General features: G+C 25.8%; 14 protein-coding genes and 1 pseudogene. 7 read left to right on the top strand and 8 right to left on the bottom strand.

The window, feature by feature from the left end:
• Positions 1-44 precede the first annotated feature (44 nt).
• Genes GQV94_RS00380 through GQV94_RS00390 form a run of 3 tightly spaced genes read right to left on the bottom strand, consistent with a single transcriptional unit; the run spans position 45 to position 3,398 of the window.
• Positions 45-1,907 (bottom strand): aryl-sulfate sulfotransferase, encoded by a 1,863-nt coding sequence (locus GQV94_RS00380; RefSeq protein WP_200169012.1) that lies wholly within the window; start codon positions 1,905-1,907, stop codon positions 45-47.
• Between the two features lie 36 nt (positions 1,908-1,943).
• Complete coding sequence (gene dsbI, locus GQV94_RS00385) at positions 1,944-2,729, bottom strand: protein-disulfide oxidoreductase DsbI (RefSeq protein ID WP_200169013.1); 786 nt, start codon at positions 2,727-2,729, stop codon at positions 1,944-1,946.
• A gap of 9 nt (positions 2,730-2,738) precedes the next feature.
• The gene (locus GQV94_RS00390; RefSeq protein ID WP_200169014.1) at positions 2,739-3,398 is read right to left on the bottom strand and encodes a thiol:disulfide interchange protein DsbA/DsbL; all 660 of its coding nucleotides are present in this window, start codon (positions 3,396-3,398) and stop codon (positions 2,739-2,741) included.
• Between the two features lie 543 nt (positions 3,399-3,941).
• Here GQV94_RS00390 and GQV94_RS00395 point away from each other — a divergent pair.
• Genes GQV94_RS00395 through GQV94_RS00415 form a run of 5 tightly spaced genes read left to right on the top strand, consistent with a single transcriptional unit; the run spans position 3,942 to position 8,360 of the window.
• Positions 3,942-5,006, top strand: coding sequence for a tyrosine-type recombinase/integrase (locus tag GQV94_RS00395; RefSeq protein ID WP_200169015.1), 1,065 nt, complete (start codon positions 3,942-3,944; stop codon positions 5,004-5,006).
• A complete protein-coding gene (locus GQV94_RS00400; protein WP_200169016.1) occupies positions 4,996-6,780 on the top strand; it encodes a chorismate-binding protein in 1,785 nt (594 codons plus the stop codon). The genes GQV94_RS00395 and GQV94_RS00400 overlap by 11 nt, the downstream gene beginning before the upstream one ends.
• Positions 6,777-7,343, top strand: a complete 567-nt coding sequence (locus GQV94_RS00405) for an anthranilate synthase component II (protein WP_200169017.1) — start codon at positions 6,777-6,779, stop codon at positions 7,341-7,343. The genes GQV94_RS00400 and GQV94_RS00405 overlap by 4 nt, the downstream gene beginning before the upstream one ends.
• Before the next feature lie 44 nt (positions 7,344-7,387).
• The gene (locus GQV94_RS00410) at positions 7,388-8,128 is read left to right on the top strand and encodes a YaaA family protein (protein ID WP_200169018.1); all 741 of its coding nucleotides are present in this window, start codon (positions 7,388-7,390) and stop codon (positions 8,126-8,128) included.
• Positions 8,129-8,141: 13 nt separating this feature from the next.
• Entirely contained in the window at positions 8,142-8,360 is a 219-nt protein-coding gene (locus tag GQV94_RS00415; protein ID WP_200169019.1) for a hypothetical protein, read from the top strand.
• Here the strand turns inward: GQV94_RS00415 and GQV94_RS00420 are convergent.
• The 4 genes and pseudogenes from GQV94_RS00420 to hemB all read right to left on the bottom strand — a co-directional run bounded on the left by GQV94_RS00420 (position 8,344) and on the right by hemB (position 12,418).
• Positions 8,344-9,603: a (Fe-S)-binding protein gene (locus GQV94_RS00420; protein WP_200169020.1), complete on the bottom strand. Its 1,260-nt coding sequence runs from the start codon at positions 9,601-9,603 to the stop codon at positions 8,344-8,346. The two genes, GQV94_RS00415 and GQV94_RS00420, sit on opposite strands and share 17 nt — an antisense overlap.
• Positions 9,603-10,958 (bottom strand): oxygen-independent coproporphyrinogen III oxidase, encoded by a 1,356-nt coding sequence (gene hemN, locus GQV94_RS00425; protein ID WP_200169021.1) that lies wholly within the window; start codon positions 10,956-10,958, stop codon positions 9,603-9,605. The genes GQV94_RS00420 and hemN overlap by 1 nt, the downstream gene beginning before the upstream one ends.
• A pseudogene (locus GQV94_RS00430) lies at positions 10,945-11,431 on the bottom strand (DUF2603 domain-containing protein). The gene hemN and the pseudogene GQV94_RS00430 overlap by 14 nt, the downstream one beginning before the upstream one ends.
• Entirely contained in the window at positions 11,432-12,418 is a 987-nt protein-coding gene (hemB, locus tag GQV94_RS00435) for a porphobilinogen synthase (protein ID WP_200169023.1), read from the bottom strand.
• A 58-nt stretch (positions 12,419-12,476) separates the two neighbouring features.
• On the opposite strand from hemB, the gene ribA reads away from it, so the two are divergent.
• Complete coding sequence (ribA, locus tag GQV94_RS00440; protein ID WP_200169024.1) at positions 12,477-13,037, top strand: GTP cyclohydrolase II; 561 nt, start codon at positions 12,477-12,479, stop codon at positions 13,035-13,037.
• Positions 13,038-13,640: a 16S rRNA (guanine(527)-N(7))-methyltransferase RsmG gene (rsmG, locus tag GQV94_RS00445; protein WP_200169025.1), complete on the top strand. Its 603-nt coding sequence runs from the start codon at positions 13,038-13,040 to the stop codon at positions 13,638-13,640.
• Here the strand turns inward: rsmG and GQV94_RS00450 are convergent.
• Entirely contained in the window at positions 13,614-14,711 is a 1,098-nt protein-coding gene (locus tag GQV94_RS00450) for a YeiH family protein (protein ID WP_200169026.1), read from the bottom strand. The genes rsmG and GQV94_RS00450 overlap by 27 nt on opposite strands.
• Positions 14,712-14,813 lie beyond the last annotated feature (102 nt).

Raw genomic sequence — 14,813 nt, forward strand, 5'->3', positions numbered from 1 at the left:
AAACTTTCCTATTAAGTTTTAATAAACTTAATAGGAACTTAAATTTATTTAGTATTAAAAGCTTTTTCTACATTAAAAGGCATAGCCTGATATCCTGTATTTGTTCCGCTAAATCGGATTTGAACTGAGGGTTCTTTCGCTCCCCAGATAAATTCATCAATTTCTGGTTTAGGATCGCCAATGCTTATACCCTTACTTAAATCAAAAGCCATTCCAGCAGTTGCGCTATATACCATTATAGAATTTTTGTCTTGTTGATATTCCACCAAAGAAGTAACCGGAGAAAACCACTCATTGCCCCTTTCTTTTCCATATTCCCAAATTTGCTCTACTGTTTTATTTTGTTGATCAATCTTATATATAACAGCACGAGAATATTTTTGCGATACAAAAGGTGGTTGTTTGGCTCCTCTTGCATCACCATTATCAAAAACACTTAAATATAAATAACGCTTATTTGATTTTGAGTCAATTCTCCAAGCTGTATGCTGTGTCCAAGTAAAATCAAATCCACCTTTTTCATTTTCATATCCTGGGCATTTAGAATATTCATCTTCACAAACTATTTTAGCGCCATTAGAATTTATAGGTTGCAAAAGATATTGTTGAAATTTCTTACCCCATCCTTTATGAGTTCCTAAAATCCATTTGATTTTTTTATCCCTACCTATTTTAACGATAGCACTTTGGTGACGACTTGAGATGATAATACTATCATCACTTGGATCATAATCTATACTATTTATATGAGCCCAATTTCTACCTATACCTGTTCCAGCTATATCACCAAATTGATTATTTTCATCCATTTTTGCGAGCTCTTTATCACTTAAAGTTGTTCCAGCTTTATTAGCATCTATATTTAAACACACAGCTCCTTGATCAAGGGCTTTTATAATAGTACTTCTATAGGGATCTAAAATATCATATAATCTCCAATCATCCACTACATTACCATTTTGATCAACTTCAACTACAACATCTCTAACACTTCTTACATTTTTGCCATCAACTCTTTTAACATTTGCAGAAGCTACACGTAAAAGATAATGACCATTTTGCATATTATCCATAGCATGAGAAAAATCAATATAGCCCAAAGGCAAAACTCTATTAAAAATTTCCCTCCCCATAACATCATATTTTACATATCTTTGACCAAAACCCCAACTTAAAGCTCCATCTTTATTTTGCTTAAAACCCATCATAATGCCACGATTATAGATATTATTCCAATCCATAAGCTTATCATTATCAAAATACCATCTAATTTCACCTTTGGTATCAATAATGAAAACATTAGAATTTTCATCCCATTCTAAAGCTCCGCCAATTGGATTATTCCATACAGCTTGAGAACCTTTTCCTAATTGTTTGCCAGGCGTATTATTTATAAGATATAATCTATCATTAAATTTCTCATCCATTTTTATGATATTAATACTACCAAAAGGAGAGCCGGTTTGAGCACTATTACCGCTTGGCATTATACTTACTGCGGGAGTTGTTATCTTGTAAATTTCATCAACAATTTTTTCGCTTTTATTGGCCGATACTTTAGTATAGCTTACTTTTACATTATTTAAATAAGAAGGATAAAGACCAAAAATAGGGATTCCTCCATAAGTTTTAGCCATATTTTCACTCACACGATAAGAAATTGTTTGTCCATTTGGTTTAGGAAGTATAGTAACTTTTATATCTTTTAAAATATATCCGCCATCCATTATAATAGCAGTTAAAGGAGATAGATTATAAGGATTAAGTTTTATAGCACCAATTTGCCCTTGAATTTGCCAATCAATCTTAGATCCGCTTGGACCTCCTATCGCCAATAAAACATTTGGGGTAATTAAAGTTGCACTCGTTACTAAAACTATTGCACAAAAAGATTTATTTAATTTCATTTTTATTCCTTAATTTATCAAAGCAATAACACAAATTTATGCATTATTTAAAAATAAACTTATCTCACAATTATCATTGATACTTACCAAAACTGGTGTTCTTGATTTTCCAGTAATTTTTAATGTAACAATAAATATAAAAATAATTATTGCTAAAACTCTTGCTCTTTTTTTACTAAAAACAAAAGAAATAAACATTAAAAAGAGCATTATAAAGCAACATATAAAAATTATAAGACAACACATTGCCATATTAAGAAATTGCCATTTTGGAATTAAATACCACCCATTACTATAAAGTCCATCTTCAAAATTTGGTGGATTTCCAATGAAAATTTTCTGAAAAAAACTAAGAGTAGCATAAGCAGACTCTGGGACAACTGGAGCATCTATTCCACATTCTCCACTAGGAAGAAACCATTGTGGAAGCCATTCATATAAATGCAAATTAAAAGGATAAATAGGAATTTCTCTGCATCCACTAGTTCCAGTAAAAGGGTTCCCAGAATGAACGGCTTCATGTATATGATTTAGAAGCAAACAATGTTCAATTCCAAGCCAAATTCCATAAAATCCAAAAGTATAACCAAATATTTTAGCAATATCACTTTTAGGACTTATGAAAACTATAATAGCACCAAGAGCTATAACAAGCATATCAAAACGTATATAAACACATTGTTCGCAAGGTTCCATAAAAAGATATTTTTGAAAAAGAAAATGTGCTATAAATACAAGTGCTATAGTTATAAAAATAATTATAGCCCAAGGCATTCTAGTATCTTGCCATTTGCAAATTTTTTCTAAAAAATTATAGGACATAATATACTCCTATAATTTACTAAGTTCTTCTATAGCCTTGATAAGAGCTTGTGGAGATGTAATTGCTTGTGGTGTAATTTGATATTTTCCATTTATAACAAAACCTGGGGTTCCATAATTTTTAGAAATATCATTTGCATATTCATATGATTTTAAAATTTTATTTGCTTCATCGGTTTTTAAAAAAAATTCTAAATCATTTTTAGTTACACCCATAGCTTTTAATCCAACATCATAAAAAGCTTCTGGATTTTCTCCATTTTCCCATCTTTCTTTCTTTTTAAAGTAAGCACTAAAATATGCATCAGCAACTTTATAAGTAAAACTATTTTGATCTGTAGAATCTATATTGTTTTCTTTATCTTTAGCATACGCAAAAGCAAATACTTCATTGGCTTGTTTACCATAATCTCCCATAGAACTTACAGGATAAAAACTATAATTTAAATTTGGAAGTTTTTCTTTAATTTTTTCAAGGGTATTAAATTTATGATGATCATAACAATGTGTACAACGATAAGAAAAAACTTCTATAACAGAATTAGGAACACTAGGAATAGGGGAGTGTAATACTATATATTCCTTTCCTTCAGTAAGGGCGCTTGCATTAAAGTGCAACAAAAAAACCGCTATAGTAGAGAATTTAACAATTTTGCTAAAAACTTTCATACAACCTCCTTTAAATTTCAATCTCAATAAATACAATTTAAATAAAAATAAAATATTTATTTAAAAGATTGTTAATGTTTATTTTAGAACTATTCACTTAATATAATATTAAAAAATACTTTAAAAATTTTTCAAATAAAAATATTAAAAAAAATGTTAAAAATATTACACTATTTTTTATGGATAAATAATTTTACTCCAAAAAGTAAATTTCTTATAAAACCTAAAAATAGCGTTTTGAATTATTAAAATAGAGTATTTTTTAGTATTTTTATAAAAGTTTGAAAATTATAGTTTTCAATACAAAATAATAAATTTATAGTGTTTTTACTTTTTATCATACTAATTTACATACTTATTATTATTTACTTTAATATATTTTTAATTTTCAAATAAAGATAATTTATAAATAAAAAACAAATAATTAATTTTAATAAATTTAAAAACTAAATAAAAATACAGATTAATAATTTAGAATAGAAAAAAATCTTAATAAAGAAAAAGATATAATAAAAAATAAAAATATACATCTAGGAAAACCTTATGAAATATCCTTTAGATTGCGAAGAGAATTTTGAAAAATCTTTTTTATTTTGGTTATGTAAATATATTAAATTTAAACTCAATTCCCTTTCCAATAAAGAACTTAAAAACCCTCAAAATCTAGCAGAAGTTAATTTTACTCTTACCAAAGGGGTAAAAAATATACAAGAACTTGATGCTCTTGTTAAAAAAGCAAGAAATGCTGGACTTAGTGGGGTAAATACATATTTTAATCCTTTAAAAAAATTCTTTGAATATTTAAATTTTTATAAACTTTATTCTTTAAAACAAATTGATGAGGAACTTATAGTTGAAATTTTAGCAAGCATTACAGGCACACTTTCTGATGCAAGTAAAAAAAATCACCGCATTGCTATAATTAATTTTTTTGATTTTTTGGACAAGCAAAATGAAGAGGATTCAAAATCTCATATTTTTGATATAAATCTTAAGAACTGGGCAGGTATTAAAGGACTTAGCGGAGTTAAGCTTCCTGAATTTATGAGTGAAGAAGAAATAAAAAAATTCCTAAAAGCTATAGATACAACAGATTTTAAAAATAACACTATTCGCAATAGACTTATTATCAAAATCATCATTTTTACTGGAATACGCGTAAGCGAAGCTATCAATATAAAAATGGGTGATATTAGCGAAGAAAATGATTTATACCTTATAAGAATTCGCGCCAAAGGTAATAAATATCGTATAGTAATGATTAAAAAAGAACTAATAGAAGATTTACTTAAAAATGTAAGTATCAATTATTTAAGTAAAGATGCCCTACTCTTTGTCAATCGCAAAGGAACAGCTCTTACTCAAGCTTATGTGAGTCGCATAGTAGAACAAATTCTTTTTAAAGCTGGAATTCGCAAACAAAAAAATGGAGCTCATATGTTAAGGCATACTTTTGCTACTTTGCTTTATAAAAAACAAAAAGATTTGGTATTGGTTCAAGAAGCCTTAGGACACGCAAGTTTAAATACTTCAAGAATTTACACTCATTTTGATAATGACAAGTTAAAACTTGCTGCACAAGTTGCAAAGGAACTTAGTGAAAAATAAACAAGATTTTGCTGTTTTTGGTGATTTTTTGTATTATGATTTAAAATATACATTAAAGGCTTTTAATCAAAAACAAAGTAAAAAAATATTTAATTTTGTAGAAAAATATAAAGATAAATTTTATTTTTTAGCTTTTTTTAGATATGAATTTTATAAATATTTAGAAGATAAACACTATAAAAGCACGCTTCCTTATTGTTTATTTTTTGCTTATAAAAAAAGAAAAACATTTAAAGCTTTAAAAATAGATGAAGAAAAATATATGCCTAGTTTTGTAAAGAAACTAGATAAAGAAAAATATTATAAGAATTTTAATAAAGTAAAAGAAATTATTGCAAAAGGACAAAGTTATCAAGTAAATCTTACTCAAGAACTAAAAATTTTTAGTCATCTTGATTCTTTTGATTTATTTAACCTTTTACTAGATAAACAAAATACAAAATATAAAGCTTATATAAAAAATGACCTTTTAGAACTACTTTGTTTTTCCCCAGAACTTTTTTTCAAAATTCATAAAAGAAAAATTACCACAAAACCTATGAAAGGAACTATACAAAGAGGAAAAAACGAGCAAGAAGATACAAAAAACAAACTTTTTTTAAAAAATGATATGAAAAATTTAAGCGAAAATGTTATGATAGTAGATTTATTACGCAATGATCTTTCAAAACTTATCAAAAAACATAGTATGCAAAGCAAACTTTTTGATATAGAAACTCACCCTACTCTTCATCAAATGACTTCGCTTATTGAAGGAAAGTTGAAAAAAAATATTAATATTTATAAAATTTTTAAAGCTCTTTTCCCTTGCGGGTCTATAACCGGTGCTCCAAAAATAGAAACTATTAAAGTTATAAAAAAATTAGAAAAAAGACAAAGAGGAATTTATTGTGGATCTATAGGTTTAATCCATAAAAATAAAAGTATTTTTAATGTAAGCATTAGAACCTTAGAAAAAGAAAACAATTATTTTAAATATGGAGTTGGTAGTGGTTTAGTTTGGGATTCTAATAAAGAAGAAGAATTTAAAGAACTCGAGCTAAAAACCAAATTTTTAAATGCTTGTGATTTTTATCTTTTTGAAACTATGCTTTATAAAAATGGTAAAATTTTATTTTTAAAAGAACATCTAAAAAGACTACTCAACTCAGCACAAATTCTAAATTTTAATACTCAAAAATTAGAACAAGATTTTCAAACAATTTTAAATCAATCTTCAAATTTGCAAGATTTTAAAAAATTAAAACTTTTAGAACTTAATAATAAAATTTTTAATCAAGATCATTTCCTTTTTTATCCTTTTGTTATTAACAATTATCATCAAAATGAAGGAATTTTAAAGCTTATCTTATATAAAGAGGGGCATTATAAATTAAATATAACAGAGCTAAAGCATGCTTTTAATGATAAGCTTATTCTAAGTAAAGAAAAAATTTCTTCTAAAAACGATGCACTCTTTTTTAAAAGTTCCTTAAGAAAACTATACGATGACAAATCTTCTCTATGGAAAAAAGATAAATGTTATGATATAGCTTTTTTTAATGAAAAAAATGAACTCTGTGAAGCAAGTAGAAGCAATATAATCATTAAAAAAGAACAAATATTTTACACCCCTGCTCTAGAAAGCGGATTACTTGATGGAATTTATAGAAGATTTTTACTTAATTTAAAAATAATAAAAGAAAAAAAACTTTTCAAAAAAGATTTATTAGAAGCGGATGCAATTTATTGTATGAATTCTGTAAGAGGTTTAAAAAAGGTTGTAATTTTATGAAGCGTATTTTAATCATTGACAATTACGACTCTTTTACCTATACTATAGTTTTTTACCTAAAAGAGCTAGGTTATAAATGCAAAGTAGTCAAAAATGATGAATTTAAAAAAGTAAAAAAACTTAAAAAAATACATTTTTCACATTTGATCATATCACCAGGCCCTAATTCTCCCAAGGAATCAAAATTAAGTTTAAAGGCTATTAGATATTTTAAAAAAAAGAAAAAAATTCTAGGAATTTGTCTAGGACACCAATGTATTGCCAAAGCTTTTGGAGGAAAAATTGCTAGATTAAAAAATCCAAAACATGGTAAAACTACTTTATTAGATCACAATCAAAAAGATATATTTAAAGGTGTAAAAAATAATTTTGAAATTTGTCTTTATCATTCTTTATACGTCAAAAAGATCTCTAAAGAACTTATGATTATAGCAAAAAGCAAAGAAAATATTATTATGGGAATAAAACATAAGCTTTATCCTATTTATGGCATTCAGTTTCATCCTGAAGCTATTTTAAGTCAAAAAGGTAAAAAAATTCTTAAAAATTTTATAAATCTTTAATGAAACTCCTTATAGACTTTGAAATTAATTTTTAAGGTAGGAAAATGAAAATATTATTTTCTCCAAGCGAAAGCAAAAGCGAAAATTGCACTGAAAAACCTTTCAATAAAGATTCTTTTATTTTTAAAGAATTATTTGATTTTAGAATGCAAGCTTTAAATTCTTTTTATGAATATATTAAAAATACCTCTATAAAAAATTTAAAAGAATTTTTTGGCATAAAAGATGAAAAAGAAATTGAAAAATTTATACAAAATTTACACAATCAACCAACAAAAAAAGCCATAGAACTTTACAATGGCGTATCATATGAATATCTTGATTTTGATACATTGGACAACAAGGCTAAAGATTATATTTATAAAAATACTTTAATTTTTTCAAATCTTTTTGGCGTGGTAAGAGCTGATAATCTTTTGCCTTTTTATAAATTTAAACAAGGTGCAAAACTACCTAATTTTCCTTTGGAAAAATTTTATAAACAACATTTTTCAAATGTTTTAGATGAATTTTTAAAAGAAGAAACTATTATTGACTTAAGAGCTGGATATTATGATAAATTTTATATTCCAAATAAACAATTTACTACTTATAAATTTATAAAAAATGGTAAAATTGTGAGTCATTTTGCAAAAGCTTATAGAGGAATTTTGTTAAGAATTTTAGCTCAAAATAACATACAAGATAATAACACTCTTTTATCTAAACTTCCTACAAATTTGAGACTAAAAGAAATTAAATACATAGACTTAAAAGAAGAAATTTTGTTAGAAATTATTGATTAAACAAGGAGAAAAAATGGGATTTTTATTGATCTTAATAGTGCTTATATTTTTATTTATACTTTTTATAATTATAAATCGCTATGAGCGTAAGATTAAAATTTTTACAAAAAATATACAAAGTATTAAAGAAAAAATGGCAGAACTTGAAGCAAAAATCGAAAAGAATAGTTCATTAATAGAAAAGAATCGCTCTAATATAGAAGATATAAATAAAATTAATCAATTATCATAGCAATTAATTCCAAAGGATGTCTAAAGATAGTTTGAATTTTTTCTTTCTCTAAAGAATTTGAAATTTGCATTCTACAAGCAGAGCATTCAGCACTAACAAAATGTGCTTTTGTTTGCTTAATGTTCAAGGTTTTTTTATCTGCTATTTTTAGACTTTCATTATATAAATTTATTTGAGTGTTAATACCGCCAAAACCGCAACATACATCACTCTCGTGCATTTCTTTTAAAATAAAATTATTTTTTAAAAGTTCTCTTGGTTCTTTAAAAATACCTTGAGTTTTTTTAGAATGACAAGGATCATGATAGGTTATAATAAAATCTGTTTTCTTTTGCTTACTTAATAATTCTTTTAAAGAAGTTTTATGATAAAAATATTCTGTTGCAAGATAAATTTTAGAAGAAAGTTTTTTTGCTCTTTTTGCCCATTCTTTTTGATTAATAGAATTAAAAAAATATTCATAATCTTTTCGTATCATTGAAGAACAAGTTGCTTCAGCGATAATAATAGCATCTAAATTTTCAAGTTTTTTTTCAAAATACTCTATATTTTTTTTTGCAAGTTTTTCTACACTTTTAAAATCACCATTAAAAAAATGTACTACAGCACAACAATTTTGATCTTTAAGTAAATCTACATTAATTTTTAATTTTTTAGCTATTTTAAGAACAGCCTTAGCGCTTTCATCATAAAAATAATTTTGTAAGCATCCTACAAAAAATCCTATAGTTTTTTCTCCTTGATTATCAATAAAATCTGCATTAGATTTTAAAAAACTTTTTTTAGTAAAAGAAGGGAATAAGCGATCTTTTTTGATAAGAGATATGTTAAATTTAGATTTCATTCCTAAATTTCCATTTTGTATTTTAAAAATGCAAGGATTAAAAATATAGCCTAATTTTGCAATAAAATCTAATATTTTTCTATTTCTTAAAAAAAATAAAATTACTTTTTTATATAAAGATAATGATCTTTGGAAATCTTTATGACGAAAATCTATTATAGCTTTATCAACTTTTAAATCAAAGGGACAAATTTCAGTACAGCTTGTACATAAAAAACAAGAATCAAAAATATTTTTTAAATCATTATCACAAGAAATTTCTCCTTTATTATAAGCAGACAATAGTTCTAAAAAACCTCTAGGATTATGAAGCTCATCTTTTTTTACCTCATAAATTGGACAAGTTTGGATACATTTACCGCATTTAACGCAAGCGCTAGTAATTTTATCAATCATCATTATAAAGTTTTTGAAAAAACCTTTTTATCTTCATCTATTTTTCTTAAATAAACATCAAAACACATTGCAATATTTCTTATAAGCAAAACACCTGTTTCATTCACTTTAATCATTTTGGAATCTCTTTGAATAAAATCTTTATATTCATCTAAATTTATCAAATCTTCTTTAAAGTATTCAAAAAAATCTATATTAAATTCTGTTTCTATCATTTTAATATCTAAGCAAAAATTTGCCATTAAACTCATAATAACAGCTTTTCTTATCTTATCATCTTCATTTAAAATAATACCTTTTTCAAAAGGTAATTTTTTATTATCAATAGCTTCTTGATATTTTAATATATCCTTATAATTTTGAGCATAATAACTCTCGCCCTCCCCTATGCTAGTTAGCCCTACACCAATTAAATTAGCACCTTTTCTAGTGGTATAACCTTGAAAATTTCTATGTAAAGTATTATTTTTTAGAGCTTTAAAAAGCTCATCATCGCTCTTTGCAAAATGATCCATTCCTATCATCTTATAGCCATTTTGAGTTAAAAATTTTTCACAATATTCCAAAATAGAAAGTTTGATATCAGGAGTTGGTAAAGTACTCTCATCAAATTTTCTCATATTTTTCTTAAGCCAAGGAACGTGAGCGTAATTAAAAATAGCTAAACGATCAGGATTTAACATAATAACTTTTTCTAAAGTCTTGGAAAAACTATTTAAATCCTGATAAGGCAAACCATAAATAAGATCAACATTGACAGATTTAATCCCTCTTTCTCTTACCATATTAATAGCATTTTGTGTCAATTCAAAAGGTTGGATTCTATGAATTTCTTTTTGAACTTTTTCATCAAAATCTTGCACTCCAAAACTAATGCGATTAAAATGATTTTGTGCTAAAGTATCTGCTTGCTCTTCATTTAAAAATCTAGGATCAATCTCGCAACTAAGCTCTGCATTTTCATCAAAATTATCAAAAGTATTCTTAATCTTTAAAATTAAATTTTTTAATTGCTTGGCGCTAAAAAAAGTAGGAGTACCACCACCAAAATGCATTTGAACAACTTTACGTTTAGTATCTATTATATCTTTTAACAATTCTAACTCTTTAAAAAGATATGTTAAATATTTTTCTCTATTCTCTTCTTTTGCAGTGTAAATCACGTTACATCCGCAAAAATAACAAGCACTTCTACAAAATGGTAAATGAAAGTATAAAGAAATATCTTGTTTTTGTTCTTTTAAAAATCGAATATATTCTTCATATTTAAAATTTACATTAAATTCAACAGCAGTAGGATAAGAAGTATATCTAGGTCCAGCCTTAGAGTATTTTGTAAAAGCCTTATAATCTCTCATTTTCTCACTCTTTCCATCATAGCTTCCATATCAACAAAAAGATTTGGATGTTCTTTTTTTATATCAGCTATAAGTTTTTCTAAATCTATATTAATTTCCATTAAAGCACCATTTTTTGCTCTTTTTTTTATCTCATCCATAGCAACCGTCCAAGCATCATTAAAATCAATTGGAATTTGTTGGTAGATAGCTTTTTCAAGTTTCAATTCAAAATTCTCTTTTTGTGTTTGTTTTAAACTTTCTAAAATATTTTTTAAACTTTTTAAAGATATAAGAGTATGAATTTCATCGTTTTCATCTACCATAAACCAAGGTTCTGGATTTTCAAAACTTCCGTTTTTTAAAATTAAAATTTTTTCATTATTATCTGTTTCTTTAAGCTCTAAAATAGTTTGTTCTTCTTTTTTTAAGCCTAAATTCTGAGAAAATTCATCAATGCGTTTTAAACAAATAGCGTGTTTATTTGATTTCATTTAAGCTCCTTTATTTTGTAAAAGTTTAGCTAATTCTTTTGCATGATAAGTAATTATAAGTTTTGCTCCAGCTCTTTTAAATGCAATCATAGTTTCTAAAACTATTTTATCATAATCAATAACTCCAGCTTTTTTACCTGCTTGCAATAAAGCATATTCTCCGCTAACATTATAAACACAAATAGGAAGTTTTGAACTTAAACTTAATTCTTTAACAATATCAAGATAAGCTAAAGCTGGTTTTATCATTAAAATATCTGCACCCTGCTTTTCATCTTCTAAACTCTCCATTAAAGCTTCTTTAGCGTTAGCAAAATCCATTTGATAAGTTTTTCTATCTCCATAACTTGGAGCTGATTGTGCAACATCTCTAAAAGGACCATAGTAGTTTGAAGCGAATTTAGTAGAATATGCCATAATAGGTAAATTTTCAAAACCATTTTCATCTAAAGTTTTTCTTAAAGTATAAATAATACCATCCATCATACCGCTTGGCGCTATCATATCAACTCCTGCCTTTGCGTGTATTAAGGCTTGTTTGGCTGAAATTTCTAATGTAGCATCATTATCCACACTCTTTGTTTTCATATCAATAATACCACAATGACCATGATCTGTATATTCACAAAAACAAAGATCACTTATAACAATTAAATCAGGAAATTCCTTTTTAATAGCTTTAATACTTGTAGCAATCAACCCATTTTCATCTAAGGCATCACTGCCACAACTATCCTTTTTATCAGACTCTAAAACTCCAAACAATATAATAGCCTTAATGCCTAATTCTTTAATTTCTTTGCATTCTTTTAAAATTTCATCTAAACTCATTTGAAAAACTCCTGGCATTGAAGGAATTTCTTTTTTTATACCTTTAGAATTTACAACAAAAAGTGGATAAATTAAATCATCAATATTTAAAAAATTTTCTCTCACCATTGATCTTATATTTTCATTTATTCTTAATCTTCTAAATCTTTTAAACATAACTTTTCCTTTTTTTGATACAATATTAGCATAAAATTTATTATAGAAAGTATTATAAATGGACATAAAAATTTCAGAAATTGCAAACTTACCAACTAAATGGGGCTTATTTAAAATTCAAAGCTTCAAAGAAAATGACAAAGAACATCTTTGTATATTTAAAGATGAACCTAAAAATACTTTAAATTTAAGAATTCATTCAGAATGCTTAACGGGAGATGCATTAGGGAGTTTAAAATGTGATTGCGGTGAACAGCTTGAATTTTCTCTTAAATATATACAAGAATCAGGTGGAATGGTTATGTATTTAAGACAAGAGGGAAGAGGTATTGGACTTTTTAACAAAGTTAATGCTTATGCTTTACAAGATAAAGGATTTAATACCATAGAAGCTAACCATCAATTAGGTTTTAAGGCTGATGAAAGAACTTACGAGATTGTTAAATTTATCTTAGATTTTTATAAAATTACTAAAGTAAATTTAATAACCAACAACCCAGAAAAACTTCAATGTATTAAAGACAATATAGTTGCAAGAATTCCTATACTAATAGAAACTAATCGTTTTAATGAAGAATATATTCATATTAAACAAACTCAAATGGGTCATCTAAAATAAATGCATTTATATTTAGAAAATTTAGATTTTTTAAAAGAATATGATATCAAAAATTTTGAAAACAAAATTCAAATTTATAAAAATCTCTTAAACAAATATAATCGTATTCACAATTTAACCCAATTTAAGACTATTGATGAAAATATCATTGATAGTCTTAAAATACTAGATTTTAAAGACTTAAATTTTGCTAAAAATATTATAGATATCGGAAGTGGAGCTGGATTTCCTGCTATTTTTTTAGCTTTTGTTTTAAAATCGCAATTTTATCTTTTTGAACCAAATGCCAAAAAAGCTGCTTTTTTAAGAAATGTTAAAATAGAATGCAAGCTTGATAATGTTTTTATTGTAAAAGAAAAAATACAAGATTATAAATCTCAATTAACAGCAGATATTATAACTTCAAGAGCTTTTAGTGATATTTCTTCTTTAATAAAACTTTGTAGAAATTTTTATAACGAACATACTCTTTTTTTACTTTATAAGGGAAGTAAAGTTTATGAAGAATGTAAAATTTTAAAAGAATATGAAATTATAGAAAGAGATTTTAGAAAATATTGCCTTTTTAAAGGAATTTTACCACAAAATTCCTTTAAAAGCTAAAGTTAAAAAATATCCTATTACAATCAAAGAAAAAGCCAAAATTAACGCTAAAGCAAATACCTTAAAACCGCTTTTTAAGAATTTTTTAAAATCTATTTGAAGCCCTAAAGCAGCCATAGCATAAACAATACAAAGAGTACATAATAGCTTTCCTGTACTAATAATAAAGTGAGTATCAATACCTAAAAAATACTCTTGTTTCGATAAAAAAGTATTAACGGCAATCATAATTAAAAAAGCAAAAGCAAAATAAGGAATAGTAATTGTTTTTGAAGTTTTTTTAGAATTTTGATGTCTTGTTTTTGTAAAAAAATATGTTACGATTAACAAAAACGGAACAAGCAAAATAACTCTCATCATTTTAATAATAATAGCTAAATTAGCTGCACCTTGACTAAAATTTGACATATCTTTTGCCATTTCAGCTGCTCCAACAACATTAGCCACTTCGTGTAAAGTAGCTCCCATATAAACACCCATAGCATTTTGATCAAAATAAGGAATTAAATCGAAAGAAAAGAATATAGGATATAAAAACATAAATATAAGACCGAAAATTACAACCGTTCCAACAGCTAAAATTCCTTTAAAAGGATCAGATTTTAAAGAAGATTCAAGAGCCAAAACGGCAGCAGCACCACAAATTGAACTTCCAGCACCCACAAGCATTGAAGTTTCTTTATCGAGTTTAAAAATTTTCGTTCCTATTACAACAGAAAGTAAAAATATAACTACAATAATCAAAAAAGAAAGTAAAAATCCCCATAAACCTACACTTAAAAGCTCTGTTAAAGTAATATTAAAACCATATAAAACAATACCGAGTCTTAATAATTTTTTAGCACTAAAATGCACTCCAGCTTGAAAAGTATGTTGATATTTAAAAAACCAAGGAGAAAGAAGCACTCCTATAATAATAGCAAAAGCAGTGGCAGCAAGATGAGTAGAATCTTTAATGCTTTGTAAACTAGAAAGATACATTGAGCAAGCTACAATACAAGAAACAAAAAACAGACCTTTAAAATTTGACTTTACTATTATCAAACTTTTTATAAAAATATTAGCTTTCATTCAAAATTATCCTTAATAAATTTTTGATTATTATATTTTTTTTGTAATAATTATAAAAATATATTATTTTAATATTTATAATAATTTTATTAAATCTTTATA

It is taken from the genome of Campylobacter sp. TTU_617, assembly GCF_016599045.1.
Lineage (GTDB): Bacteria > Campylobacterota > Campylobacteria > Campylobacterales > Campylobacteraceae > Campylobacter_D.